The organism is Undibacterium sp. GrIS 1.8 (genome assembly GCF_040544445.1).
Taxonomy (GTDB): Bacteria; Pseudomonadota; Gammaproteobacteria; order Burkholderiales; family Burkholderiaceae_D; genus Undibacterium.
Genome location: NZ_JBEONQ010000008.1, coordinates 1 through 25,550 on the forward strand (window position 1 = coordinate 1; position 25,550 = coordinate 25,550).

General features: G+C 47.9%; 26 protein-coding genes. 14 read left to right on the forward strand and 12 right to left on the reverse strand.

The annotated features are described in order from the left end of the window. Positions 1-183 precede the first annotated feature (183 nt). From AAKU64_RS05285 to AAKU64_RS05315, 7 genes are all read right to left on the reverse strand, one after another. Positions 184-1,659: a DUF3426 domain-containing protein gene (locus AAKU64_RS05285; protein WP_354361598.1), complete on the reverse strand. Its 1,476-nt coding sequence runs from the start codon at positions 1,657-1,659 to the stop codon at positions 184-186. 47 nt (positions 1,660-1,706) lie between these two features. Beyond that, a complete protein-coding gene (prmA, locus tag AAKU64_RS05290) occupies positions 1,707-2,618 on the reverse strand; it encodes a 50S ribosomal protein L11 methyltransferase (RefSeq protein WP_354361600.1) in 912 nt (303 codons plus the stop codon). Between the two features lie 24 nt (positions 2,619-2,642). Next, positions 2,643-4,010, reverse strand: a complete 1,368-nt coding sequence (accC, locus tag AAKU64_RS05295) for an acetyl-CoA carboxylase biotin carboxylase subunit (protein WP_354331118.1) — start codon at positions 4,008-4,010, stop codon at positions 2,643-2,645. A gap of 188 nt (positions 4,011-4,198) precedes the next feature. After that, positions 4,199-4,657, reverse strand: coding sequence for an acetyl-CoA carboxylase biotin carboxyl carrier protein (gene accB, locus AAKU64_RS05300; protein WP_322121345.1), 459 nt, complete (start codon positions 4,655-4,657; stop codon positions 4,199-4,201). 167 nt (positions 4,658-4,824) lie between these two features. Continuing rightward, complete coding sequence (gene aroQ / locus AAKU64_RS05305) at positions 4,825-5,262, reverse strand: type II 3-dehydroquinate dehydratase (RefSeq protein ID WP_354361602.1); 438 nt, start codon at positions 5,260-5,262, stop codon at positions 4,825-4,827. Between the two features lie 66 nt (positions 5,263-5,328). After that, positions 5,329-5,868, reverse strand: coding sequence for a TlpA family protein disulfide reductase (locus AAKU64_RS05310; protein WP_322121347.1), 540 nt, complete (start codon positions 5,866-5,868; stop codon positions 5,329-5,331). After that, a complete protein-coding gene (locus tag AAKU64_RS05315; RefSeq protein WP_354361604.1) occupies positions 5,865-6,464 on the reverse strand; it encodes a hypothetical protein in 600 nt (199 codons plus the stop codon). Before AAKU64_RS05315 ends, AAKU64_RS05310 begins: the two co-directional genes overlap by 4 nt. 242 nt (positions 6,465-6,706) lie before the next feature. Between AAKU64_RS05315 and mpl the strand changes: the two genes are divergently transcribed. The 9 genes from mpl to AAKU64_RS05360 all read left to right on the forward strand — a co-directional run bounded on the left by mpl (position 6,707) and on the right by AAKU64_RS05360 (position 15,221). Beyond that, positions 6,707-8,116, forward strand: coding sequence for a UDP-N-acetylmuramate:L-alanyl-gamma-D-glutamyl-meso-diaminopimelate ligase (gene mpl / locus AAKU64_RS05320; protein ID WP_354361606.1), 1,410 nt, complete (start codon positions 6,707-6,709; stop codon positions 8,114-8,116). Next, positions 8,113-8,685, forward strand: a complete 573-nt coding sequence (locus AAKU64_RS05325; RefSeq protein ID WP_354361608.1) for a YqiA/YcfP family alpha/beta fold hydrolase — start codon at positions 8,113-8,115, stop codon at positions 8,683-8,685. Before mpl ends, AAKU64_RS05325 begins: the two co-directional genes overlap by 4 nt. 60 nt (positions 8,686-8,745) lie before the next feature. Then, entirely contained in the window at positions 8,746-9,336 is a 591-nt protein-coding gene (locus tag AAKU64_RS05330) for a chorismate--pyruvate lyase family protein (RefSeq protein ID WP_354331108.1), read from the forward strand. 102 nt (positions 9,337-9,438) lie between these two features. Beyond that, positions 9,439-11,571 (forward strand): ribonuclease catalytic domain-containing protein, encoded by a 2,133-nt coding sequence (locus AAKU64_RS05335; RefSeq protein ID WP_354361610.1) that lies wholly within the window; start codon positions 9,439-9,441, stop codon positions 11,569-11,571. A gap of 80 nt (positions 11,572-11,651) precedes the next feature. Continuing rightward, the gene (locus tag AAKU64_RS05340) at positions 11,652-12,545 is read left to right on the forward strand and encodes a TonB family protein (protein ID WP_416200139.1); all 894 of its coding nucleotides are present in this window, start codon (positions 11,652-11,654) and stop codon (positions 12,543-12,545) included. Further along, positions 12,542-13,450 carry a shikimate dehydrogenase gene (gene aroE / locus AAKU64_RS05345; RefSeq protein WP_354361612.1) on the forward strand — a complete coding sequence of 303 codons (909 nt, stop codon included), beginning with the start codon at positions 12,542-12,544 and terminating at the stop codon, positions 13,448-13,450. The genes AAKU64_RS05340 and aroE overlap by 4 nt, the downstream gene beginning before the upstream one ends. Continuing rightward, positions 13,447-14,133 carry a monofunctional biosynthetic peptidoglycan transglycosylase gene (gene mtgA / locus AAKU64_RS05350; protein WP_354361614.1) on the forward strand — a complete coding sequence of 229 codons (687 nt, stop codon included), beginning with the start codon at positions 13,447-13,449 and terminating at the stop codon, positions 14,131-14,133. The genes aroE and mtgA overlap by 4 nt, the downstream gene beginning before the upstream one ends. Next, complete coding sequence (locus tag AAKU64_RS05355) at positions 14,130-14,594, forward strand: hypothetical protein (RefSeq protein WP_354361616.1); 465 nt, start codon at positions 14,130-14,132, stop codon at positions 14,592-14,594. Before mtgA ends, AAKU64_RS05355 begins: the two co-directional genes overlap by 4 nt. A gap of 93 nt (positions 14,595-14,687) precedes the next feature. Then, positions 14,688-15,221 carry a GNAT family N-acetyltransferase gene (locus AAKU64_RS05360; RefSeq protein ID WP_354361618.1) on the forward strand — a complete coding sequence of 178 codons (534 nt, stop codon included), beginning with the start codon at positions 14,688-14,690 and terminating at the stop codon, positions 15,219-15,221. Positions 15,222-15,338: 117 nt separating this feature from the next. Here the strand turns inward: AAKU64_RS05360 and AAKU64_RS05365 are convergent, their stop codons facing one another. From AAKU64_RS05365 to thiD, 5 genes are all read right to left on the reverse strand, one after another. Further along, positions 15,339-17,246, reverse strand: a complete 1,908-nt coding sequence (locus tag AAKU64_RS05365) for a bifunctional diguanylate cyclase/phosphodiesterase (protein ID WP_354361620.1) — start codon at positions 17,244-17,246, stop codon at positions 15,339-15,341. Between the two features lie 10 nt (positions 17,247-17,256). After that, a complete protein-coding gene (locus AAKU64_RS05370) occupies positions 17,257-17,937 on the reverse strand; it encodes a transglutaminase-like cysteine peptidase (RefSeq protein ID WP_354361622.1) in 681 nt (226 codons plus the stop codon). A 374-nt stretch (positions 17,938-18,311) separates the two neighbouring features. Continuing rightward, positions 18,312-18,635: a hypothetical protein gene (locus AAKU64_RS05375; protein WP_354361623.1), complete on the reverse strand. Its 324-nt coding sequence runs from the start codon at positions 18,633-18,635 to the stop codon at positions 18,312-18,314. An 86-nt stretch (positions 18,636-18,721) separates the two neighbouring features. After that, positions 18,722-20,008: a glutamate-1-semialdehyde 2,1-aminomutase gene (gene hemL, locus AAKU64_RS05380; RefSeq protein ID WP_354361625.1), complete on the reverse strand. Its 1,287-nt coding sequence runs from the start codon at positions 20,006-20,008 to the stop codon at positions 18,722-18,724. Between the two features lie 145 nt (positions 20,009-20,153). Next, positions 20,154-21,014: a bifunctional hydroxymethylpyrimidine kinase/phosphomethylpyrimidine kinase gene (thiD, locus tag AAKU64_RS05385; protein WP_354361627.1), complete on the reverse strand. Its 861-nt coding sequence runs from the start codon at positions 21,012-21,014 to the stop codon at positions 20,154-20,156. 180 nt (positions 21,015-21,194) lie between these two features. On the opposite strand from thiD, the gene AAKU64_RS05390 reads away from it, so the two are divergent. The 5 genes from AAKU64_RS05390 to AAKU64_RS05410 all read left to right on the forward strand — a co-directional run bounded on the left by AAKU64_RS05390 (position 21,195) and on the right by AAKU64_RS05410 (position 25,400). Next, complete coding sequence (locus tag AAKU64_RS05390; RefSeq protein WP_322121697.1) at positions 21,195-21,347, forward strand: rubredoxin; 153 nt, start codon at positions 21,195-21,197, stop codon at positions 21,345-21,347. Positions 21,348-21,508: 161 nt separating this feature from the next. Then, positions 21,509-21,910, forward strand: coding sequence for a response regulator (locus tag AAKU64_RS05395; protein ID WP_322121366.1), 402 nt, complete (start codon positions 21,509-21,511; stop codon positions 21,908-21,910). 32 nt (positions 21,911-21,942) lie between these two features. Beyond that, a complete protein-coding gene (locus AAKU64_RS05400; protein ID WP_262837714.1) occupies positions 21,943-22,308 on the forward strand; it encodes a response regulator transcription factor in 366 nt (121 codons plus the stop codon). Positions 22,309-22,352: 44 nt separating this feature from the next. Then, positions 22,353-22,955 carry a chemotaxis protein CheW gene (locus tag AAKU64_RS05405; protein ID WP_354361629.1) on the forward strand — a complete coding sequence of 201 codons (603 nt, stop codon included), beginning with the start codon at positions 22,353-22,355 and terminating at the stop codon, positions 22,953-22,955. Between the two features lie 93 nt (positions 22,956-23,048). Then, positions 23,049-25,400, forward strand: coding sequence for a methyl-accepting chemotaxis protein (locus tag AAKU64_RS05410; RefSeq protein WP_503012690.1), 2,352 nt, complete (start codon positions 23,049-23,051; stop codon positions 25,398-25,400). Positions 25,401-25,550: the final 150 nt, after the last annotated feature.

A 25,550-nucleotide genomic window follows, 5' to 3' on the forward strand; every position in this document is an offset into this window, starting at 1 on the left:
TTTGATTCTTGACATACTTTGCTCTCCAAAATGATCCAGTCTGGACAGTGCATGAAATTATTTGCTGTTCATAGATGGTAGCGTTGGACGCTTACACTAATGAGGGCATTGTTTTTGATTGAGCGGGAATATTGCTAGCCCGGCGTTGTGTCGCAACACCGCATTCAACACTAAAGAATAGAATTAGGGATAGAAGATGCTTAGGTGATAACCGGATGCTTTGGTCTGAGATAACTCGAAATACAGTTTGATTTGCTGGTCGCTGGCGGCGCTAAAGCCTTTACTCAACTGGTTTGCTAAATCAGTTTTGTTCTCGAGCTTGGAGTCTAATTTATTACTATCTGACTTAGTGTCGGGCCTATTATTTTTGTCACTCAAGTACTCTTCTGGCTTAAATACTTTACGCAAGACAGGCTTATCTTTAGCGTCATTTAAAATCAGCTCCACCATTGGCCATGCTTGTGCGGTGGCGCTTTTATTTTGTAACTGTATCGCTAGCGAAAAGACATTCTTATCCGTCGACAAGGCTTGCAACTCATTTGATTCCAGCGAGATTTGATCGATTTGGGCGAGCAAGCTAATTTGGCAATGCAGTAATTTGCAGGCATCGGCCAGCATCGGTTTAGTTTGCGGCACCCAGGCTGCGATGTGATTGCGTGCAATAAATATGCCTTGTCCCAGCAGCCCGACAAACAGGACTAACGACAAAGTAATCATCAAGCCGCGCAGGATTTTGCTACGTCCTTTACGTTTTTCCGCCGCTAAAATAAAGCCCGGTGTATCGAGATCAGTCTCTGCGTTTGCATCCGTTACTGGTGATGTACCTTCAGATAAATCGTCAGTGATGGAATCTGCTTTACCAGTCGTGTCAAAAGTCAGGCCGTCATGCAAATAAGCCTCTGGCTCACCAGCATAATCATCAGCTTCGGGGTTTGAGTTTCCAGGCTCATCTGCGTTGACGGTATTATCGGCGCTTGCAGGCTCATGCAAATAAGGTTCTTGCTTGTGGTCTGCGGGGCCAGTATCCTCTTCCGCCTCTGTCGCAGACCATCCTGGTTCATCCATCAAGGCAATGCGGGTTTGTAGTTCTACTTGCCCGATTGCTTCATCATCTAAATTGCTGTCGTTAGAGAGTGTGGTCTTATCGTGCTTGGCAGGTGAGCTGATGTCCTCATCCATCCCGAGATCAAAATCTAAGGAGTCAGCGCTAATTTCTGCTGCTGGAGAGTCAGTCACCAGCGCGGTGTTGGCTGCTGTAGTGACTGCGGTACTGACTACCTCGCTGATTGGTGTCTGGGGCGGTGTTTGATCGATGCCAGACGACGAATCTGCTACAGAAACTGCTGTATTCAATTCAGCAGTTTGGAGCAGGCTAGATTCTGCTTTTCTCTCTGTTGCAGCGATTTCATGATGCTCGTCGATATGAGAATCGACGTCGGTATTTAAGTCGCCATCAACATTGATAGGCACTACCGGCGCAACTTGCACCTCGAGTGCTACCGTTGGCGCTGTTTGCACCGTCGGCCCGAGCAGATGCTCTATCCCGTTAAACGTCTGCTGGCAAGAGCCGCAGCGCACCAGACCGCCATGCAGTTTTAACTGATCATTGGCGACTCGGAAAGTCGTTTGGCAGTGGGGGCATTGGGTGGCGAGTGCCATGTGATGTCGATGCTTAGTTTTTGCTTATTTAAATTGCTTTATGGGGCTTAGCTAGGTTTTTTTCCGGAGAGCGCTACCCAGCCCTCATGTTCTGCCCAGACTGTGAGTGTAATAAACGGTGCATAAGCGGCGGCAACTTCTTCTGCCTGACGGGCTAAAACACCGGATAAAATTAAAAATCCACCAGCCGCAACCCGACCAGATAACATCGGTGCCATGACCTTTAATGGGCTGGATAAAATATTCGCGACCACGACATCAAACTGCGTTCCAACCGGATGGGATGCAGAGAATTGCTCAGGCAGCGTGTAAGTAATATCGCAATGATTGCGTTCAGCATTAAAGTTGGCTGACTCGATCGCTTGAGGGTCAATATCCACGCCGACAACGGCTTGCGCACCCAGTTTTTTTGCCACCATCGCTAAAATGCCAGAACCGCAACCGTAATCCAATACAGATAACTCTTTTGGCGCGTGCGCCTCTAGCCATTCCATGCAGAGGCGAGTAGTCGGGTGACTACCGGTGCCAAATGCCAGACCGGGATCTAGCTCCAGTACCAAGGCTGCAGGGTCGGGAATCTCGTGCCAGCTCGGTACTACCCAAATATTTTTGCCGATGTGTATAGGCTCAAACTGCGATTGGGTCAATCTAACCCAATCCTGATCTTCTACATGGCGAGTCGTGTAGGCTGGAATTGTTGTCAATGCAATCGCCGCTGATGCTTCTGCCAAAATTGCGGCAGCATCGGCGTCGGCAGCAATTAACGCCACCACCCGACTACGATCCCAAGCCGCTTCTTCCGGCTCCATACCTGGCTCACCGAATAACGGTTTTTCAGCATCAGTACCTTCATCCGCATCTTCTACCGACACCGATAAAGCACCCGCTTCCATCAAGGCATCTGACAGGTTTTCAGCGTGTTCACGCGCTACTTCGATGAGAATTTCTATCCAGGCCATGTTTGAATCTTTCTGCTTACTAATTTACTTCGTTTTTTTGGACAGATCCGGCATTTCTGCCAGCTTGTGTTCCAGATAATGGATGTTGGTGCCGCCTTCAATAAAGCGGGCATCCACCATCAATTCACGATGCAAGGGGATATTGGTTTGTATGCCTTCTACTACCATTTCGGATAAGGCGATTTGCATGCGGCGGATGGCTTGCTCACGCGTTGTGCCGTAAGCAATTACTTTGCCGATCATGGAATCATAATTTGGTGGTACAAAGTAGCCCGCGTAGGCATGTGAATCTACCCGAATCCCAGGACCGCCTGGTGTATGCCAGGACGTGATGCGACCTGGTGACGGGACAAACTTAAACGGGTCTTCTGCATTGATACGACATTCAACTGCATGGCCTTTGAACTCGATGTCGGCCTGGCGGAAACGCAATTTTTCGCCGAAAGCGATATGAATCTGCTCTTGCACGATATCGACACCGGTGATCATTTCTGTCACAGGGTGTTCTACTTGCACGCGAGTATTCATTTCGATGAAATAGAACTCACCGTTTTCATACAAAAACTCAAACGTACCAGCGCCACGATAGCCAATTTTGCGGCATGCAGCGGCGCAACGTTCGCCAATTTTTTCTATAGTCTTGCGAGGAATACCCGGTGCCGGTGCTTCTTCAATTACTTTTTGGTGGCGACGTTGCATGGAGCAATCGCGCTCGCCTAACCAGATCGCATTGCCGTGCTGATCTGCCAGAATCTGGATTTCCACATGGCGTGGATTTTCCAGAAATTTTTCCATATACACTTCTGGATTGCCGAAAGCCGCGCCTGCTTCTGCTTTGGTCATCGTAACCGCATTCAGCAAAGCAGCTTCGGTGTGTACCACGCGCATACCGCGCCCGCCGCCGCCGCCAGCCGCTTTGATGATGACCGGATAGCCGACTTTACGGGCAGTTTGTACAATTACTTTTGGATCATCCGGCAAAGCGCCTTCAGAGCCTGGTACGCAAGGCACGCCAGTTTTGATCATAGCTTGCTTGGCAGAGACTTTATCGCCCATCAAGCGAATGGATTCCGCACGCGGTCCAATAAAGACAAAGCCGGATTGCTCAACCCGCTCAGCGAAATCTGCATTTTCAGATAAGAAGCCGTAGCCAGGGTGAATCGCTTGCGCATCGGTCACTTCTGCTGCGCTGATGATCGCTGGCATGCTGAGATAGCTCAGATTGGATGGCGCTGGCCCGATACAGACGGACTCATCGGCTAGTTTGACGTATTTGGCTTCACGGTCGGCTTCGGAATGAACGACGACGGTTTTGATACCCATTTCGCGGCAGGCGCGCTGGATACGTAGCGCGATTTCACCCCGGTTGGCAATTAGAATTTTTTCAAACATGATATGAATTTTACGGTGGCAGTGCTTGCAGCGTTGCAGGCAGTATTTTTATAAAGCACTGATTTCTTTAATGAGATCATATAAAAAAACTGGGTTTAGCTGTGGCTTTAGCTGTGAGACTTTAGCTGTAAATTTAGCCAGGAGTAATCGTAGTGTTCGCCGAGAGTGATCTTGCGGCGATCTTACAACTATCCTACGATAAACAAGGGCTGACCGTATTCAACAGGTTGGCCGTTTTCCACCAAAATCTGTTTGATCGTGCCAGTAAAATCGCTTTCGATTTCATTCAACAGTTTCATCGCTTCGATGATGCAAAGGGTTTCGCCTTCTTTAACGCTTTTTCCGATTTCTACAAACGCGGCATTACCAGGCGCAGAGGAGCGGTAAAAAGTACCAACCATAGGGGATTTGACTACATGACCATCGGGAACTACTGGTGCTGCAGGTGCGCTTGCTGCTACTGGCGCTGCTGCCATTTGTTGAGGCATTTGCTGCATATGTTGCGGCTGCATCATCACAACTTGATTTTGCGGCATTGCAGAAGATTTAACGATGCGGACTTTACCTTCGCCTTCAGTGACTTCGAGTTCTGCAATATCTGACTCGGCGACGAGATCGATCAAGGTCTTGAGTTTTCTTAAATCCATGTGAAATCCCCTAGTGAAGATGTTTCTGAGCGAGCAAAATGACTCAGAAAACGTGATTAGAACAAGCGCATCAGCGCAATAACCAGCTTAGAAAACAAGCATTGAATGGACATAATTATATGTCATATCAAAGATAATATGGGTAAATTGCGTGAAGATGCAAGAATTTAAAGATTTTTTAGGCTAAAGTCAATCGCTAATCGATAGCCTTCAGTGCCAAGTCCGAGGATCACGCCTGTGGCGACGTCGGACAGATAGGAATGGTGCCGGAAGTTTTCTCTTTGGTGCACGTTGGAAATATGCACCTCAATAAACGGAATTGCTACACCAACCAAAGCATCGCGCAAAGCGACGCTGGTATGTGTGAGTGCGCCGGGATTAATAATGATCGCGTTAACTTGCTCCAATCTTGCTGCATGGATGCGGTCAATTAAAGCGCCTTCATGATTACTTTGAAAACTTTGCAGTTCCGCCCCAGCTTGCGCGGCTTGCAATTTTGCTGCACTTTCTAGGTCTGCCAAGGTAACTGAACCGTAAATATGCGGCTCACGAGTCCCGAGCAAATTTAAATTCGGACCATTCAGCAGCAGCAGTTTGCTTGCCATATTATCAATTCTATTTCACGAAGATAACGCATTTTGCCGCTATTTACTTGGTATTGGCAAGGAAAACTATTTTGCTACGTTAGATAGTTTTGCAATATCAGCGCGCAATTCCTCCATTTTTAAGCGTCCCAGATACTGTTTTGCAATACTGCCATCCGCCGCAATCAGTACTGTAAATGGCAACCCACCGCCTTGATTGCCTAGCTGGCGCGATAATTCTGTGCCTTCCATGCCAGCTGAAAATACTGGATAAGTAATCTGATATTTTTTGGCAAACTCAGCAATATTGGTCGGACTATCGATGCCTAAGCCTAGTAATTGAACATTCTTTCCAGATAGTTCCTTTTGTAGCGCAGATAACTCGGGCATTTCTTGTACGCAAGGACCGCACCAGGTCGCCCAGAAATTAACGACTAAAAACTTACCTTGCCATTGCGCCAGTTTCTGAGCCTGGCCTTTGCTGTCAGATAGTGTGAGCCCCATCAATTGCGCCACACTGGTATTTTTAGGTGCTACGGGCGCCAATTGCTTATTGGCGGCGACTACGCCTACAGTTGCTGAGGCAATCGCGATCAGTACTGCTGCGATAAGAAAACGTTTATTCATTCCTGACTTTCTGTAATCAATGCTTTGACTGCGGCGATAGAAGCGCGCTCATTGCGTCCGCCATGTTTGATGTCGTCCTGGTTGTATAAAGCCAGATGAACACCTTCCTGTTTGTACATGAAGCTGAGTGTTTCAACTTGTTCACTACGTTTATGGGCACGATTTCCCGCACTATTTTCGGATACTTCAAAGCGGATATCTTTGTTTAGCAAAAAAATCGTGACGTCCTTGCTATTGTCGGTAAATAAATGCAAATGAATATCAGAATGCTCGCCGGCGGTGCCATTTAACGCGGCGCCGACCAGGTAGGGATTAAACTTCTCCAGTTCTTGCATGACCTCAACAGCAATTTTTCGTAATTCCAGCAAACGTTGCGGCTGTGTGTCACCAAAGAAAATCGCATTGTATTCACGGACTTCTTGCTCAATTTCTTGATTATCTGGCATCACATCGCCACGAATTTTTTGGTTGCCCAGCAACTGTTTGGCAGCGCGTCGCTTGGCAGATCCATAGTCTGCACCATCCTCAGCGATCATACGGGCTGCCAGCGCAGCGATTTCTGCGCGCAGGGAGTCGGATTCGTTTAGGCTGCTCATCATCATTGCGGCATCATAAACCAAAATACTTTGCGATGTTTCTAGTCGTACGGAATCTCTTGGCAGATGTCTTGAGGCGGTCGTCTGTCAGGTAGAATTGCGGGATTCTAAAATTTGCAGGATTTGTGCCAAATCGTTTTAGTCTGTTTGATCGTTTTGATCACACGGAATTATTCTCACGGTCTCGCTAATTCCTGTATTGCACTTATTCGCTTAGGCGCTTCGATAGCGCGATAAAAACCATGCATATTCATATATTAGGTATCTGCGGCACATTTATGGGCGGTCTGGCGGTCTTGGCGAAGGAGGCCGGACATAAAGTTACTGGCTGCGACGCCAATGTCTATCCGCCGATGAGCACTCAGTTGCAGGCGCAAGGGATTGAGCTGACCGAAGGTTTTGCGGCGGATCAAATCGCGTTGGAGCCGGATTTGTTTGTGATTGGTAATGTGGTCACACGCGGCAATCTGCTGATGGAAGAAATTTTAAACCGCGGTTTACCCTACATCTCTGGTCCGCAATGGATGGGCGAGCATATCTTGCGCGACAAGTGGGTGCTGGCGGTAGCAGGTACACATGGCAAGACCACAACGTCGGCGATGCTGGCATGGATACTGGAGTCTGCTGGTTATGCGCCAGGCTTTTTAATCGGGGGAGTGCCGCTCAATTTTGGTATTTCCGCCCGACTCTCCGGTTCGCAAGCCTCGGATTTTTTTGTCATTGAGGCGGACGAGTACGACACGGCGTTTTTTGATAAGCGCAGTAAGTTTGTCCATTACCATGCTAAGACCGCAATTTTAAATAACCTCGAATACGACCACGCAGATATTTTTCCGGACGTGGCGGCGATAGAAACCCAGTTCCATCATTTGGTGCGCACCGTGCCCGGCGTCGGGCGCTTGATTGTGAATGGGGAGGAAGCCACTTTACAAAACGTGCTACAACGCGGTTGCTGGAGTGAGAAAGAATTCTTCACTACCGATGCGTCTGCAGACCAGCAAGGCTGGTCCTTGTCGCTGCAAGATGGCGAAGATTTTGAAGTGTTTTTCAATGGTCAATCCCAAGGTGTGGTGCAGTGGCAACTGAACGGTGCTCACAATCGTCTGAATGCTTTAGCCGCGATTGCTGCTGCACGCCATGTCGGCGTCACTCCTGCGATTGCGATTGAGGCGCTGGCGCAGTTTGTCAACGTCAAGCGCCGTATGGAAGTGCGTGGGGTTGAGGGTGGAGTTACTGTCGTTGATGATTTTGCACACCATCCTACGGCAATCACGACAACGGTTGCGGGTTTGCGTCGCAAGGTCGGCGCCGGGCGCATTTTGGCCGTACTGGAGCCGCGTTCCAACACCATGAAGTTGGGTAGTATGAAGCAAGCCTTGCCCGGTAGTCTGGAGCAGGCTGACTTGGTGTTTGCCTACGCAGCTCCGACTGCTTCTGCAGGAGGCAAGTCGGTGATAGGATGGGATCTGGCAGAAACCTTGAGTCCGCTGGGCGCCAAAGCCTCAGTCTTCAATGATCTTGACAAGCTGGTTAGTGCCATCGTGCAGCAAGCGCAAACGGGTGACCACATTCTGGTGATGAGCAACGGCGGTTTTGGTGGAATTCATCAAAAATTGTTGGATGCGCTGGCGAGCAAAACGGTCGCTGCATGATTTTATACCTGCATGGCTTTCGCTCCTCACCACAATCGTTTAAAGCACGCAAAATGGCGGAATACATGCACAGCTTGGGGCGTGCAGAAGAATATGTTTGTCCACAATTGTCGGCATCGCCTTTGCTGGCGATTCAGCAGGCAGAGCAACTGATGTCAGCTTATGCTCCAGAAGATATCACCGTGATTGGCTCGTCGCTTGGTGGTTTTTACGCGACCTGGCTGGCAGAAAAATATGGCTGCAAGGCGATCTTGCTCAACCCAGCCGTCAAGCCGCCACGTGATCTGGAAAAGTATGTGGGTGTCACGACCGCTTATCACAGCGACGAGGTGTTTGAGTTTAAAGCGGAATACGTGCCGCAATTGCGCGCATACGAAGTGGCGGCAATCACACAAGCTGAGCGTTATTTTTTGCTGGCTGCGACCGGTGACGAAGTGTTAGATTGGCGCGAAATAACAGCGCATTATCCGGCCGCCAAACAAATCGTGATCGAAGGAAGTGATCATGGCATGGCGGATTTTGTCGATTATCTGGATCAGGTTTTATTGTTTTGTGACGCGGGAATCTGATCTTGGTTTGCTGTGTTTGCGATCAACGATATGAGTGACGGCCGCGTGAGCAGTGCTACTTTGAGCGCTACCATTTTGCGTAGTCATTCGCCTGCTTTTGCCCATTGGCTTACGCATGTCAATGGTGTTCAGGCTTCCGCAAAAATGGTTGATTGGCTGACCAATCGCTCCTCGCTGACGGCCAGACTAGTGGCCTGTTCAGATCAGTTTAGAGTACAGCGTTTGCATCAGCGTCAGGCAATTTGTCTGTCAGATGAGGCGATGCAGATTGGTTTGCCGCGCCGCGCCAAAGTATATGAGCGGGAAGTATTGTTGCGCTGTGATGGCGAGGCGGTGGTGTACGCACACACTGTGCTACCGTTGACCGCAACTGCCAGTCAGTGGCCATTATTTAGTTCGCTTGGTGAACGCTCTTTGGGCTCAACTTTGTTTAATGATCCTTTGGTGCAGCGTGGTGATTTGACGTATGCGCGTTTGCGGAGAGCGCATCCGCTGATGCGCAGAATCGCTGCCGTAGATGGAATAGATTTGGAGCAATCCGCCAGTCTCAGTCTGTTAGCGCGCCGTTCGGTGTTCCGGCGCAAAGGCGCTTGTTTATTGGTGACCGAGGTATTTTTGCCTGCGATTGCTAGCTTGATGAATAAATACTAGTAGGGTGTATTTTTAATCGTCCAGAGAATCATTGGACATTAAGCGGTATTTTTGCAGATACTCCCATGAAAATGATTATTTTGTAGAGAAAAGAAGTATTGCATGAATTTATTTTTTGAAGAATCCGGTGACTTTAAAGCGGGTAGTGTGATGTCCCAAACCGGCGAGGCATATCAGGTAGAACTCGCCAGCGGCAAGCGCAGCAAAGTGCGCGTTAAAGACGTGCTACTGCAATTTGCTTCACCCGATGCCAGCAGCTTGCTCGTGCAGGCAAAAACGCTAGCCGCTGAAATTGATCTGGAATTTTTGTGGGAAGTCGCAGGCGAGGAGGAGTTTGGGTTTGCAGAACTTGGTACCGAATATTTTGGGCATGCACCCAAACCGGAAGAAGCCGCAGGTCTGATTTTGGCCTTGCATGGTGCACCGGTTTATTTCTACAAAAAAGGTCGCGGTCGTTATAAGGCGGCGCCAGAAGCGTCGCTCAAAGCCGCATTGGCTGGGATAGAGAAGAAAAAGCAGCAAGCGATTATCCAGGCAGGCTATGTAGAAGAGTTAAAGCAGCGTCGCTTGCCGGATGCGTTCAAATCACTGGCCTTGCAACTGCTGTTTAAGCCAGAAAAAAATGGCATCGAATACAAAGCCTTTGCCGAAGCCTGCGATGCACTGCAAATGTCGCCACAACGCTTGATGCTGGCTTGCGGTGGCGTGAAGAGTGCTAAAGATTTACATTTCTCTAAATTTTTATTTGAGAATTTCCCGAAAGGTATTGGCTTCCCGCCGGCGCCTATTCCGTCCTTGCCGGCTGATTTGCCCGAGGCAGATGTGCAAGCGTTTTCGATTGATGACGTGACCACGACAGAAATTGACGATGCGTTTTCCGTCGTCATGCTGGGTAATGACCAGATACGCATCGGTATCCACATCGCGGCACCGGCGCTGGGCATACAACGCAATGATGCACTCGACATGATTGCACGCTCGCGCATGTCGACCGTGTACATGCCCGGCGATAAGATCACCATGTTGCCTGATGCCTTGGTAGAAACTTATACCTTGGGCGAGGGGCAGACTCGTCCGGCGCTGTCCTTATATGTGACGCTCAATACCAGCGACTGGAGTGTGATCTCGACGGAAACCAAGTTGGAGGCCATCCCGATGGCATCCAATTTGCGCCATAACGATCTAGACGCCTTAGTCACCGAAGAGAATCTCGCCAACGATGCCGGTGAGTATCCGCATAAAGCCGAGATCGCGCAGATATGGCAATGGGCGCAAGTATTGGAAAAAGGTCGCATGGCCAAGCGCGAAGGTTTTGGTTTAAAACCAGAACAAACCAATCGCGTCGATTTCAATTTTTATGTAGAAGATGATGTCGTCTCCATCGTCCGCCGCAAGCGTGGTGCGCCGCTGGATAAGATGGTTGCCGAGCTGATGATTTTTGCCAACAGTACCTGGGGTAAATTCATGGCAGATCATGGTATTCCGGGTATTTACCGAGCGCAGGGTGGCGGCTCCGGTGGTTGGGCGGCCAAGATGCAAGTGCGCATGGTCACACATGCTGCGCCGCATCAGGGCTTGGGCGTGGATCAATATGCCTGGAGCACTTCACCACTGCGTCGTTACACCGATCTGGTCAATCAATGGCAGATCATTGCCTGCGTACAGCATGGCGTCACTGCACCGCTGGTTGCGCCGTTCAAGCCAAAAGATGCCGACCTGTTTGCGATTGTGTCCGGTTTTGATGCCGCCTATGCCGCCTATGCCGATTTCCAAAATAATATGGAAAGATATTGGTGCTTGCGTTGGTTAGGGCAAGAGAACGCACGTCAGGTTGATGCAGTCGTCTTGAAGGATGAAGTGCTGCGTCTGGTCGATATTCCATTGATTATCCGCTTGCCGGGTATGCCGCAAATGGCGCGCGGTGCGCAAGTTAAACTGGATATTCTGCGCTGGGATGAAGTTGATCTCAGTGTCGAGGCGCGGGTCCTCGAAATGCTCTCCAGCGTCACCGATGAAGGTTTGGTTGATATGGATGAGAGCGATGACGATACTGCCGCTGTAGTTGATACTGAGGTTGATGCTGATACTGAAACTCAGACTGCGCCAGAAAACGAATCGCCGAACCAGTCTGGCAGCATCGATAACAACGCTGATACCTCAGAAGATCAGAAACTTGAAGCCGATACGGCAACGGGCGATGTAAAATCTGATTCAGACTTGGTAGCAGATAATTAATAAAAAATTAGTCAGAGCCTGGATAGCTCATAGTTCTGACTAACGTAAAACAAAGCTCTTTCAAAACGACGATATTATTTGTGAAATCCATCTTAGATAATCTGATTCTCTCCATCGCTATCATGGTCTCGTTGGTATTGCATGGGACGATACTGCTACTGCATTTTGTCGCTCCACATCCGGCAGAAGTCGTGGCCGCTGACCCTGGTTTAGAAGTCATCTTGGTCAACGCCAAACACGATAAAAAGCCACTCAAAGCAGAGGCATTGGCGCAAGCCGATCTGGATGGTGGCGGCGCTAATGACAGCGGGCGTGCTAAATCACCTTTGCCAGATATGCGTAAAACTGAAAACGGCGACAGCATCATGGTCGCCAAGCGCAAAGTAGAGGAATTAGAAGAGCAGCAAAAAAAATTGATGGATCAAGTCAATTTAAAAACCCGCGTCAATACGCCGCCCCCAACCGACAACAAGCCAAACGACGCTAAACCGACCAGCAATGGACAAGATCATGTCGACAGCACGCAGGCGCTGGCACGCATGGCGGCTGAAATTTCGCAAAGTATAGAAGACCAGAATAAGCGCCCGCGTAAAACTTTTATTACACCCAGCACCCAGGCAGTTGGTTACGCGGTGTATTACAAGACTTTGCAAAAACGGGTGGAAGATATTGGTACCTTGGATTTTCCGCAAAAAAACGGCAAAAAATTATATGGTGAGTTGATTGTGTACATTCCGATTTTTCAGGACGGTACTATTTATGAAAAAGATGGCGGTCCAAAAGTCGAGAAGTCATCAGGTAATCCCGCATTAGATGCCGCCGCTTTACGTATCGTCAGACGTGCAGCGCCGTTTGGTAAATTCCCACCCAATATGCGCTCGAATGATAAAGACGATTTGTGGATAGTGATCACCCGTTTTAAATTTACTCGTGACCAGCAGTTAGAAACCGAGTTGCGCGGAGGTGGCAATTGATTGCTTCTTCAGAGCCCGATCGTTATGTGGTGATCGGCAATCCGATTGCGCATAGCAAATCGCCGTCTATTCATGCCAGCTTTGCGATGCAGACTGTGCAACATATCGACTATCAGCGTTTGCTGGCACCGCTAGATGGTTTTGCGGACTGTGTGCAGGCATTCCGTTCTGCGGGCGGTAAAGGTGCCAACGTCACCGTGCCTTTTAAGCTGGAAGCATTTGCATTAGCCACCCAACTGACACCGCGCGCACTAGCCGCCGGTGCGGTAAATATGCTCAAGTTTGATGGTGAGGAGATCATCGGCGATAACACCGATGGACAAGGTCTGGTCGCTGATATTGTGCAAAACGCAGGCATAGTATTAAAAGCGAAACGTATTTTGTTACTGGGCGCAGGCGGAGCAGCGCGCGGTGCAATTCTTCCCTTATTAGAACAACATCCGGCAGAACTCATCATCGCTAATCGTAGCTTGGTACGCGCACAAGAGTTAGTCGCACTGGCACATCAGTACAATCCCGATGCGGCGAGCAATAGCAGAGTTCAGGCAGTGCCATTTGCTGACGCAGCGGGCATCTTTGACGTCATCATCAACGCCACCTCAGCCAGTTTGCAGGACGATCTGCCGCCTGTTCCTGCCGGCGTATTTGCGTCCCATACCTTGGCCTATGACATGATGTACGGCGCTCAGCCAACGACGTTTCTGCGCTATGCCGCCGGGCAAGGTACGCAGACCAGAGATGGCTTGGGTATGCTGGTGGAACAAGCCGCCGCTGCGTTCCAGTTGTGGCGCGGCGTGCAACCAGAGACGCAAAAAATATTAGCTGATTTACGCATGGCTTTAGCTGTATCTGTATCTGCACATGCAACTGCACCTGTATCGACAACAGCACCGGAGCCAACATGAAGCGCGTCCTTTTATGGCTGATCCTGTTGCCACTATTATTATTTGTGTTGTTGCAGGCGTATTTCTTATTGCAAATTTGCTGGTGGGTACATTTCAATCCCTCATCTACCAGTTTCATGCGACATCAATTAGATCTGTTGCAAGAGAAAAATCCCGACGCCAAACTTCAACAGAAGTGGGTGCCGTACGCTAAGATTTCTAATAACCTAAAGCGTGCCGTGATTGCCTCAGAGGACGATACTTTTGTCGATCATGAAGGAGTCGATTGGGAAGCCTTGCAAAAGGCTTATGAGAAAAATCAGAAGAAGGGCAAGGTCGTTTCTGGTGGCTCCACCATCACCCAGCAATTGGCTAAAAATTTATTCTTATCCGGCCAGCGCAGCTACTTGCGCAAAGGGCAAGAATTGATCATTACCTACATGCTAGAACTCTGCATGGATAAAGAACGTATCTTAGAAATTTATTTAAACGTAGTGGAGTGGGGCGTCGGCGTATTCGGTGCAGAGGCAGCGTCGCAACATTATTACGGCGTGACGGCGGCAGCACTCAGTCCAGCCCAGGCGGCAAGGCTGGCCGTAATGTTACCCAAGCCTAGATACTTTGATAAAAATACTGGATCCGGCTACCTGCAAAGGCGTAGCGAACTGATCCTGAGACGAATGAATTCTGCTGAACTACCATGATCAATCAAAAACAATCTGGCTTTATGAGCTTATGGACTATTTCCTTCTTGATGATGTTATTAACTGCAGTAGGCTTGAGTGTTTTATATATGGCGCGTTATGGTGAATTGCCTTTTCCACAGGCTCGAGCCAGATGGAGTAAATCAGCGAATGTGATTTCAACTGAATTAAAAAATGCCAGTGGCATGCAATCATCCGTTAGCTCACAAGATACAAGCAGCACGCCAAATGCCAATATGCAGCAAGCTGTAACGATAGATGCTGGTGTGCGTCGTTGCACCGTTAACGGCAAGACGGTTTATTCCGATACTTTGTGCCTCGATAATAATCCCACGACTAAAACGCTCAAGCTGCACGACAATAAGTCCGACGCGCCGAAAGCGCCCGCATCCGCAGCAGATAGCAATGATCTGGCTGGACAAGATTTGCGTGAGAAAATTTTGAGCAAAATGCTGAAGTAAATTGTAGAACTTGCTTGGAATAGCATGGCAATTCTGTCTAAGCAATCTAGCAAATAAACTACGTATATTCATTTTTAATCTGACAGGGCATAAATGAACTTCATGCAACTACGTACTGCCACCTTATCCGACGCTAAAGCAATCGCCCATCTTCATGCTGAAAACTGGAGACTGGCGTATCGGGGTTTGCTGCAAGATGCTTACCTTGATCATGAGATTCATGCTGAGCGCTTAGCGTCGTGGGAAGAGCGTTTTCACCAGCCTGCAGCAAATCAATATATCGTTGTTGCAGAAGAGAACGGTGTTCTTTGTGGCTTCGCTTGCGCATTCGCAAACGAAGATCCGCAATGGGGGCATTACCTCGATAATCTGCATGTCGCAGCCGATAGTAAAGGGCAAAATCTCGGTGGAAAATTAATGGCCGATGTTGCCGTCTGGAGCCGCAGTCAAAATGCAAGCCAAGGTTTGTATTTGTGGGTGCTGGAGGCCAATCATGCCGCCATACGCTTTTATCAGCGCATGGGCGGTGTTGCGGCAGATACCGAATTATGGGAGCCACCAGGTGGCGGCAAAGTGCCGACCTTGCGTTATGTCTGGCCTGAACTGAGTCAGCTTGGTTCTAAATAGGGTTAGTTGATAATCTGAGGCCTTGAATTAAAAATAATTTACTGAAGCTTGATCACTCATTACTCATCACTCATTATTCATTATTCAATGAGCGATCAATTCAGTCTGACTTAGGTGTTATCTCGCTACAACCCCAACTCCCGTCGCTCCGGCAATTCCTAAATTAGTCAGAGCCGCCATCTCCTCAGCACAGCCAACACCTTCAGCGAATACCTGGATATCGATATGATTCAAGATATTTGCCATGCCTTTGATAAATGCCTGGTTACTTGCATTGGCATCAATGTTGCGGATAAAGCTGGCATCAATTTTCAGGTAATCCAGTTTGATGTCGTGGATTAAATTCATACGGCTGAGTTGATGACCGGCGTGTTTGAAGCCGATTTTGCAGCCATAAGGATGCACGATTTGTTCAAAAATTCTAAAGGCATCCAGATGGTTGAACACACCATTTTCTGGAATCTCCAGCCATAAGCGCTTGCATAGTTCTGTGTTGTTTTTCAACAGCGTTTGTACTGCTGCACGGAATGTCGTATCCCGGATTGATAATGCGGATAAATTGACGGCAACACCCGCCAAACTTGGATTTTTTCTTAACTCGTTTAAGCCCAGATTCATCGCCGCTAGATCTAACTGTGTGCTCAAACCCAAGCGTTCTGCAACGGGCAAAAAACGTCCCGCTGCAAACCAAATATCATCAAACATCAAGCGTAAAGCTGATTCCTGATGGACGATGTTTTGCTGGAAATCCACTACAGGAAATAGCGCGAGCTTGACTTTATCTTGCTGTAAGGCTTGCTGGATTAAGTTAGTCCATTCTTCTTTAGTTTTCGGTGCCTGCGTGATGTCTAAAGGTAGCGCACGATGGGTGCCGCTGATACCTGTGCTTTCTACGCTGGCGACGGCGCTGTCGACTTGGGATAAGAGTTTGCCAGAGCTGATGCCAAAATTAAACTCACCATAGCCGACGCAGATTGTGCAGGAGTTTTCGGCGACTGCGTTGACCGTATCTTGTATCCGTTTCAGTAGGGCCGTTGCCAGCGGCTCGGCATTACTTTCCCTGCACAGTATTGCAAAGTCCGAGCCGTTTAAGCGGGCAGCAAAACCTTCTTCTAATTCCGACACGCTACCCGTCAATTGTCCACCGATTATTCTTAACAAGGAATCTGTCTTCTCGCGTCCCAGTTGTTGATTGAGCTGTGAAAAATTCGCCAGTCGCATCAGTATCAGACTACCAGTTGCGGTATGTTCCTCTTCTATCATGACTTGCAGGCGCGCCATAAAATGGGAACGATTGGCCAAGTTTGTGATGGCGTCGGTATTGGCTTCGCGTTGTAATGTATCGAGTCTGGAGGCTTCTTCTGCGAACATAGATTTGAGTAAATTGACGGAGGCATTCATCGCTACTGTGAGCTTGCGAAGTTCTGGCACATCGGATTCTGGCGTGGTGACAAAGCGTCTTTCAGATAATGCATTAGCTTGTTCAATCACGGTATCTAAAGGCCGCTTCAAGCGGCGTAAAATGCGGGTGCCGAGGTAGCCAGAAATCAAACCGGCCAGCCCAATCGCTGCTAGCATTTTGCAGGAAGAATCCCATAGCGCTTGATAAGCAAAACCACTTTGCGTCACGATAGAAATGGTGCCGACTTGTTTCCAACCATTGCTGATTTGTGCCTGACCGGGGAATGAGTTGATCGGGAATAGCTGGATAAACCATTTCGGAACACTCGCTCGCTCGGGTTCTGCAACGCGTTCAACCAGTTTTTTTCCTTCTGGATTAATGATGCTGATATTTTCGTAATAGCCGCGATCAAATAAAGCTGTGACGATCAGTTCCAGTTCGACGGCATCGATGTTTTTTTGATTCAGTGATAAGGCTAAGACGCTGGCGTTATCGGCATTTTTCATGCGTAGCTGTTCATTCAGATAGGCCCGTGAACTCAGTGTGGAGGCAAGCAAACTTCCTACCGATGCCAGCACGGTACTGAGGATAATGGCGAGCCAGAGTTGACGATACATGGACATAAATTTTCCTTTAAAAACCTTCTCGTTTGGCACGTTCTAACAGATCTTGCCAGCGCGATAGCCGGCTAGTGCCGCCGGCACCAGGTTTGGTATTACCTGCGACGCCCGAGTAAATGCCTTGACTGTTAAAGCTGAAGATCGGGATTAAGTCTGGCCGGCGTGAAGCCGGACGAATATCGTTGACCAGACTATCCAGGATCAATGGCTCGGCGCTACTTGATGGGTAGTAAGCGAGGATCATGTGCGCCTGTTGTGCGCTAGTGCCATCGGCATTGGTGATTTTTGCTTTGACGTAAATCAGGCGTAACTGATTTTCGGGTACGTTCATGTTCAGCAGGGTGAAGTACTTGGCGATGACGTAGTCTTCACAATCGCCTTTTTCTTTCGATAAAAGTTCCATCGGCGTCGCCCAATAATCCTCAACGCCCCAGACTTCCTGATCCTCGGTATAAGTGATTTTTTGATTGAAAAAATCATTCACTTTTTCTAATTTGGCGCTAGTCGTAAGCGCCATGTTTGTCTGAATCAGGTTACGCCATTCCAGCAGCAGTTGCTGGTTGCCACCCATGGCGCGTAGCGTAGATTGCAGTCGCGGAAAATCAAGGGCACTCACCGTCAGCAACACACTGCAAGCGAGCAACAGCAATGCTAGTTTGCAGAGGGTATGTGGGAACGTGCTGCGTAGAGACAAATGGTTGACCCAAGGTTGAGAGGTTTAGATGAGGTTTTCTGTATCAAGCACTGAATAATTTTGTACAAAATGGGAAGAACCTATCTAGCGTCATTTAAATATACTCCCCATTATTTTTTTCTAAAACGCCTTATTGTCCAGTAAGTATATGGACAACTAATAAATACATACTGGGAGTATATATTTAATCTTTTGTATAATGCAGATCAACGCGAGACTTAATTTTTTTGTCGACACAAAAGGGAAATCTCGGTTTAACTCAAATTTCCTTTTATCAGCGTAACGCGTGGGGTTAAAACCTCACCTACATATCCACATCGAATTTCTAGCTTTTAGTAGACAAAATAAACTACTACTTCATTGCTGTCTGGATGTCATTTGCTATAGATCGCGGCAAATAAACAGCCTAAAAATAATATTGCCCAAATAACTCCCCAGCGCAATGCTGCGGTTTTATTCGGCATAACAATTGTTAATATCATCATGCCCAAGGATATCTGCACACCGCCCATCCATTGGGCAGTCAATCCATCCGCGCTAAAGAGTTGGCCGCGTTTAGTAGTACCCGCAAAATGACCAGAAAAAATCGCCAGTAAACCTAAACCCAGCATTACAGCCGCGAACAAGCCTGTAATGACATAGACAATACGCTTTTGGCGTATTTGTTCATGGATTTTTAGGTCTTCAGGATGCTGCATGAACCTAGTCCTCTTTTTACTTTAGTGTTCTGTTTTATATTAACTTTATTCAGTTTGCTAAACAAAGGCTGTAACCTCGGAGGCCATTACTTCACTAGTTCCGCAAACGCTTTTTTCGCCGCAGCGATCGTCTCAGCGATGACCGCATCGTCATGTTGTGCTGACACAAAGCCTGCTTCAAATGCTGACGGTGCCAGGTAGACGCCGGCGTCTAACATCAGATGGAAGAAGCGGTTGAAGCGGTCTTTATCGCTGGACATCATGGCAGCATAAGTCGCTGGAACCTCGGCAGCGAAGTAAAGGCCGAACATGCCGCCCTCTGAATCTGCGCAAAATGGGATGTCTGCTTCTTTAGCCGCAGCGCTTAAACCTTCCACTAATTTGCGGGTTTGCGCGGTCAGATTTTCATAGAAGCCAGGCTCTTGTACCAGTTTGAGTGTAGTCATGCCAGCAGCTACAGCAACCGGATTGCCAGACAAAGTCCCCGCCTGATAAACGCCGCCAATCGGTGCCATGTGTTGCATTAAATCCGCACGTCCACCAAACGCCGCCACAGGTAATCCGCCGCCAATGACTTTGCCTAAGGCCGTGATGTCTGCGTTAATGCCGTACAGCGCTTGTGCGCCGCCCAAGCCAACGCGGAAGCCGCACATGACTTCATCAAAAATCAATACGCTGCCATATTCAGTGCACAGGCGACGCATGGTTTGTAAAAATGCCGGCGTGGCTTTGATCAGATTCATGTTGCCTGCAATCGGTTCAACGATCACACAGGCGATGTCTTTGCCGTAGGCTTTGAAGGCGTCTTCCAGTTGTTGCGGATTGTTGTAGTCGAGCACCAAGGTATGCTTGGTGAAATCCTCTGGCACACCGGCAGAAGTCGGATTGCCGAAGGTGAGCAGGCCGCTGCCAGCTTTTACCAAAAGTGAATCGGCATGACCGTGATAGCAGCCTTCAAACTTAATAATCTTATCGCGCTTGGTCGCGCCGCGAGCCAGACGCAATGCGCTCATCGTTGCCTCGGTGCCGCTGGATACCAGTCGCACTTGTTCTATTGAGGGCACGAGGCGACAGATTTCTTCTGCCATCTCGATTTCGCCTTCGGTTGGCGCACCAAAACTGAGGCCGCGTGTAGCAGCTTCTTGTACCGCTTTGACGACAGCCGGATGTGCGTGACCAACGATGGCGGGTCCCCAGGAACCGATGTAGTCGATATAGCGCTGATCTTCTGCATCCCAAAAATAGGGACCCTCTGCACGTTTGATAAAGCGCGGTGTACCACCTACGGATTTGAACGCACGCACGGGTGAGTTAACGCCGCCGGGAGTGGTTTTTTGTGCGCGTAAAAAAAGACTGTCGTTGGTATTTGTCATAGTTGCGTAAAAAGATGAATGGGGTGTAATGAGGTTAGCGGCGATTACTGTAAAAAATATTTAATGTGAGGTAAGCGTCCAGCAATTAAAAAAAATGGTGAGCCAGTAAAATCCAGGCGCTAGAAAGTTATAGCAAGACCCCAGATTATTCAGGCTCTTTTGCCCAAAAATAACGATCTGGAATTAATCTGCCCATACCCAGCCGTTGGGCGTGACTAATAGCAGCTAGCGTAAATTCTTGCGCTTCTAAAACTGCCTCGGGGATTTCAAGTCCGTTTGCCAATAATGCGGCAATACTGGCAGACAAAGTTGTGCCTGCGCCAACGTGTGAGCCAGTGATTCTCTGCCAATGGTCATTACGGACGACGCCTGCTTCGTTAAACAAAATATTGGCTACTTCATTGGTGGTGGTCGGTGTGCCGGTGACAAACACGTATTCACAACCGGATTCGATCAAGGTCATGACATCGGCCAGCATCTCGTCGTCGATATTAGTTTCGGTATTCAAATTATCGGATTCATCGGATTCGCTTACTTCATTTGGCTCGCGCCAGGTTTCTGCTAAACGAGATAGCTCTACTGCGGAAAGCACTAGTACGGTCGCTTGAGGTATCAACAATTCACGGATGGCTAATAACAGATCCTCAGCTTCCGGGTCGTCTGGCATGCCAGAATTAAACGGATCAAGTACCAATGGCAAAGCGGGATAATCAGACACGATCTCCGCAATGACGGTGACATTTTCTACGCTGGCGATTTGGCCAACTTTAAACGCGACAACTGGCATGTCTTCCAAAATAGTCCGGGCCTGGTCAACAACCAGATCGGCTTCCATCGGGTGAACATCGTCAATTTGAGAGGTGTCTCCAACCAGAATCGCAGTGATCACAGGCAAGCCGTGGCAGCCCATTGCAGCGAATGAGGCTAAATCTGCTTGTATGCCGATACCAGATACGGGATCCGAAGCACCAAACGTAAGAATGAGAGGAGAAATTTGGTTTTGCACGGTGGGTAGATTAATATAGGCGACTTTGTGGAGATGATTGCACGATATTCTGTACTCGTGGCGCGTATTTGACGTGCTTTAGTAGCAAAAAATTCGTACGACAGTCTCCGTATTTTACTTGATTGAAGGGTTTTGGTCGTGAGCGATAAACAAACAACAACTGCAGAATTTAAGACTTGGATGTGCCTGATTTGTGGTTGGGTGTATGACGAAGAAGCCGGTTTGCCCGACGAGGGCATAGCGCCTGGAACACGTTGGGACGATGTGCCGATGAACTGGACTTGCCCTGAATGTGGCGCCCGTAAAGAAGATTTCGAAATGGTGGCGATGTAAGATAGTTAAAATTTAATTTTATTGCTTAAAAGATAAATTTCTGAATCATTTGATGCCGGTTGTTGCAGTTGAATGTTTATTCATGGAAAAAGTGTCGCAAGTTTCTTATTTTTTGTTACAGTGTTAGATGATTTTTAACGCAGTTTATTAGAGATAATCTTATGTCAACCTTGACAGGTAATGAAAGCTTGAAAATTATGGTGATCGACGACAGCAGCACGATTCGTCGGTCGGCAGAGATTTTTTTGGGGCAAGTGGGTTATAAAGTGGTTTTAGCGGAAGACGGCTTTGATGCGCTGGCTAAAATTAATGATTCACACCCTGATTTAATTTTTTGCGACATTTTAATGCCAAGACTGGATGGTTATCAGACTTGCGCATTGATCAAAAAAAGTGCCAGATTCCGCGACACGCCCGTTATCATGCTGTCTTCTAAAGACGGTTTGTTTGATCGGGCGCGCGGCGCTATGGTGGGGTCGGATGAATATCTTACCAAACCGTTTACTAAAGACAGTTTGCTCAAGACCGTTCGTAATTACACATCCGGCACGCCATCCAAATGATTTCAAAGTAAGAATATTGAGGTAGAAATAAAATGGCTATACAAAAAATTCTGGTAGTGGACGATTCTCCAACTGAGCGTTATTTCTTGACTGATATTCTGGTCAAAAATGGCTTCTCAGTTTCTACCGCAGAAAACGGCGAAGAAGCGCTGACAAAAATCAAGGCAGACAAGCCACAACTGATTTTGATGGATGTAGTGATGCCAGGTCAAAATGGTTTTCAGATCACGCGTGCAATTGCCCGCGATCCTGAGACGCAAGACGTCCCTGTAATCATTTGCACTAGTAAAAATCAAGAAACCGATCGCATTTGGGGTTTGCGCCAAGGCGCGCGTGACTATTTGGTAAAACCTATCGACCCACAAGAGTTATTGGCGAAAATCGCCGCTCTTGGTTAATCGTTTACCTTGTTGAACTTTTCCGATAATCACTTCAGAAATTTATGGATCAAACTCCTCGCGACATAGACCCGCCTGCAGCGGTGACACGCTTAGATGGTGTAAGACCCGATAAGGCCTTACGCCGTACCCGTTTGCGGGAGTTTCAGGCACAGCTAGTCGAGCGCATGCAAGCGGCGCAGACTGGTACTCGCCTCAGTGCTAGTCAGCTCGGTGTGATGATAGGCCAAGTGCGTTATTTGTTAGATCTGCGAGAGGCGGGTGAAATCGTGTCCGCCGGATCGATGACCAAGGTGCCGCTGACTAAAGACTGGTATCTTGGTTTGTCAAACATACGCGGTAGCTTGACTAGTGTTGTCGATCTGGCGCGTTTTGAAGGTCGTGATGTCACAAATGTAGATAACAGTTGCCGCGTAGTCGCTTTTGCACCTAGCTTGTCTTTCAATAGTGGTTTGTTGGTGTCACAAGTGTTGGGCTTGCGCAACGCTGCTGATATGGAAGAGCAATTGGTATCAGATAATACTGACGAGCATAGCTACAAGCCTTGGATGATAAAAAAATATCGTGATCGGGATGCAAATATCTGGGTTGAATTAAGCCTCGCTGCTTTAATTCAAAACCAAGACTTTTTGCAAGTTGGTCTGTAGGGTTTGTAATCGCGTAAGTTCGTAATTTTGTAATTCGTCAGCTATCCAAAATAATATAGCTGGTAGCTTCTCAATCGTTTAGGAGACCTAGTAATGGCATTTAAACTACCGTCCTTGTCCAAGAAAAAACAAGACCATGAGCTTGACTTAGCTGAATCAGGCGTTCGGGAGTTCAATGATGCTGCCGATTCGATTGAAGAGGCAAGTAATGTGAAAATGCTCTCACCAGAAGCGTCAGAAGCTTCGTCTGAAAATCTGCAGGTAGAGCAGCCTGTTAAAGCACCGGTTGAGCGACCAGCAGTAGCACACGCAGATGCGACTTTTATCGGTGACGTTATTGAAAAAGGTGGGGATATCAGACTGCCTATAATCGGTAGTTTGCCTCTGCAACGTCAGATTCGTGTTCTGTTGATTTTAATGATCGCATCCCTACTAGCGGTTGCGCTTTTCGTGTATTTAAATTCGACACAATCAACCTTAATTTCTACTCAGGCGCAAATTGCGGGTGAGGCGCTGATGCACTCCCAACGTATTGGTAAAGCTGCACCGAACTCGATCCAAGGTAATCCAGCTGCGTTTAAACAGCTGGATGAAAGCCACAGGGAGCTGAATAACGACTTAAATATTCTGTTGAATGGCGGTTCTTACCAGGGGCGTGACGTGAGCAGGCCTGATTCAACTCTTGAGCCAGTATTGAAAGATACGCAAAAAGCGTGGAAGAACTCTGACAAAGCTGCAGATACGATTTTGAAGCTGCGCAAAGAATTAACTGGTTTCGGTCAGACGCTACAAAAACTGAATGGTTTGTCTGGTGGATTGCTGGAACTGACTGAGCAAATTTCGACATTAAAAGTACAGGGCGGTGGTACTTCTCGTGAAATTTCTGCTTCTGGTCAGTTGGTTATGTTGACACAACGTCTGGCTCGTAGTGCGAATGAATTCTTGACCTCAGAGGGTGTAAATCCTGAAACAGCATTTTTGTTGGGTAAAGATACCAATACTTTCCGCGATCTTGTAGATGGCTTCTTGAACGGTAGTGAAGTTTTACGCCTAACAGCGACAAAAGATGCAGATACTCGTGAAAAGCTAACAGAATTGCAAAAATCATTTGCAGAGTATCAGGCATCGGTTTCTAGTATTCTCGGTAACCTGCAAAATTTTATTGCTGCTAAACAGTCAGAGCAGTTACTGTTTAATGAGAACGAAGATTTAAAACAAAAACTGACTAAGCTGCAAAAAACTTACACTTCACAGCAAGATTCAACCAGTATCTATTTCTTGTTGATGTTGATCAGTGCCGTATTCGCATTGTTATCTGCCGCTGGTATTGCGTTAGTACTGTTGCAAGATAGCCGTAACCGTACAAAAGAAGCGAATGAACGACGGGTTGAGGCTGGCGCACAAATGTTACAAGCGCAAAAGCAAGAGGAAGAAGCGAAAGCAGCAAACGATCAAAATCAGGCTGCGATTTTGCGACTGATGAATGAATTGCAAGAAGTTGCGGATGGTGACTTAACGATTCAAGCAACGGTATCCGAAGATATCACTGGAGCGATCGCTGACTCGGTTAACTACACGGTGGAAGAGTTGCGTGGACTGGTTGGTCGCGTAACGTCAACAGCTGCGCAAGTTACTTCAGCATCAAATCATGCGCAGGGCATTTCAAACGATTTGTTGGAAGCATCACAGCAACAATCACGTGAGATTTCTGATGCGGGTCAAATCGTTGTGACCATGGCGCAGGATATTACTGACGTATCACGTTCAGCCAATGAGTCCGCCGAAGTTGCGCGTCAATCAGTTGCTGCGGCAGAGCAAGGTTCTCACGCGGTGGAAAACGCGATCAAAGGTATGAACGAGATTCGTGAGCAAATTCAAGAAACATCTAAACGGATTAAACGACTGGGTGAATCCTCACAAGAAATTGGTGAGATCACGGAACTGATTTCCGATATTACCGAACAAACCAACGTTTTGGCGTTGAATGCGGCGATTCAGGCGGCGTCAGCGGGTGAGGCAGGCCGAGGCTTCTCGGTGGTTGCGGAAGAGGTTCAGCGACTGGCGGAACGTTCGGCTGAAGCGACCAAGCAGATTGGCGCCTTGGTTCGTACGATTCAAACAGATACCCATGATGCGGTTGCCGCGATGGAAAAATCAACACAGGGTGTGGTTGAGGGTGCAAAGCTGTCCGATGCTGCTGGTACTGCGTTGTCTGAGATTCGTAGTGTTTCTAATCGTTTGGCCGAATTGATTCAAGGTATTTCCTTGGCGACGGAGCAGCAAGCGACTTCTGCGAACGGCGTTGCACAAAATATTCAGCATATTTTGACGATCACCGAACAAACTCAGAACGGTACTCAACAAACTGCGCATTCCATTAGTGAATTGTCGATGTTGGCTGAAGAACTTAGAAACTCGGTATCTCGCTTCCGAGTTGCTGCTTAGTTACGCAACTAATTTAGTTTGCTAATTTAGTTAGCTAAATTATCCAGCTACTGGCTGTTTTATAAATATGTGCGTATATGTGCATATGCAGTCAAATCATAAATGCACGGCGATAAGCGAAGGTTTATCGCCCTTTGAGTTTGCGGGGTA

Coding starts and splice junctions, on each gene's coding strand:
- AAKU64_RS05285 (WP_354361598.1), bottom strand. CDS start 1,659: ATGGCACTCGCCACCCAATGCCCCCACTGCCAAACGACTTTCCGAGTC.
- prmA (WP_354361600.1), bottom strand. CDS start 2,618: ATGGCCTGGATAGAAATTCTCATCGAAGTAGCGCGTGAACACGCTGAA.
- accC (WP_354331118.1), bottom strand. CDS start 4,010: ATGTTTGAAAAAATTCTAATTGCCAACCGGGGTGAAATCGCGCTACGT.
- accB (WP_322121345.1), bottom strand. CDS start 4,657: ATGGATTTAAGAAAACTCAAGACCTTGATCGATCTCGTCGCCGAGTCA.
- aroQ (WP_354361602.1), bottom strand. CDS start 5,262: ATGGCAAGCAAACTGCTGCTGCTGAATGGTCCGAATTTAAATTTGCTC.
- AAKU64_RS05310 (WP_322121347.1), bottom strand. CDS start 5,868: ATGAATAAACGTTTTCTTATCGCAGCAGTACTGATCGCGATTGCCTCA.
- AAKU64_RS05315 (WP_354361604.1), bottom strand. CDS start 6,464: ATGAGCAGCCTAAACGAATCCGACTCCCTGCGCGCAGAAATCGCTGCG.
- mpl (WP_354361606.1), top strand. CDS start 6,707: ATGCATATTCATATATTAGGTATCTGCGGCACATTTATGGGCGGTCTG.
- AAKU64_RS05325 (WP_354361608.1), top strand. CDS start 8,113: ATGATTTTATACCTGCATGGCTTTCGCTCCTCACCACAATCGTTTAAA.
- AAKU64_RS05335 (WP_354361610.1), top strand. CDS start 9,439: ATGAATTTATTTTTTGAAGAATCCGGTGACTTTAAAGCGGGTAGTGTG.
- mtgA (WP_354361614.1), top strand. CDS start 13,447: ATGAAGCGCGTCCTTTTATGGCTGATCCTGTTGCCACTATTATTATTT.
- AAKU64_RS05355 (WP_354361616.1), top strand. CDS start 14,130: ATGATCAATCAAAAACAATCTGGCTTTATGAGCTTATGGACTATTTCC.
- AAKU64_RS05360 (WP_354361618.1), top strand. CDS start 14,688: ATGAACTTCATGCAACTACGTACTGCCACCTTATCCGACGCTAAAGCA.
- AAKU64_RS05365 (WP_354361620.1), bottom strand. CDS start 17,246: ATGTCCATGTATCGTCAACTCTGGCTCGCCATTATCCTCAGTACCGTG.
- AAKU64_RS05375 (WP_354361623.1), bottom strand. CDS start 18,635: ATGCAGCATCCTGAAGACCTAAAAATCCATGAACAAATACGCCAAAAG.
- hemL (WP_354361625.1), bottom strand. CDS start 20,008: ATGACAAATACCAACGACAGTCTTTTTTTACGCGCACAAAAAACCACT.
- AAKU64_RS05390 (WP_322121697.1), top strand. CDS start 21,195: ATGTGCCTGATTTGTGGTTGGGTGTATGACGAAGAAGCCGGTTTGCCC.
- AAKU64_RS05395 (WP_322121366.1), top strand. CDS start 21,509: ATGTCAACCTTGACAGGTAATGAAAGCTTGAAAATTATGGTGATCGAC.
- AAKU64_RS05400 (WP_262837714.1), top strand. CDS start 21,943: ATGGCTATACAAAAAATTCTGGTAGTGGACGATTCTCCAACTGAGCGT.
- AAKU64_RS05405 (WP_354361629.1), top strand. CDS start 22,353: ATGGATCAAACTCCTCGCGACATAGACCCGCCTGCAGCGGTGACACGC.
- AAKU64_RS05410 (WP_503012690.1), top strand. CDS start 23,049: ATGGCATTTAAACTACCGTCCTTGTCCAAGAAAAAACAAGACCATGAG.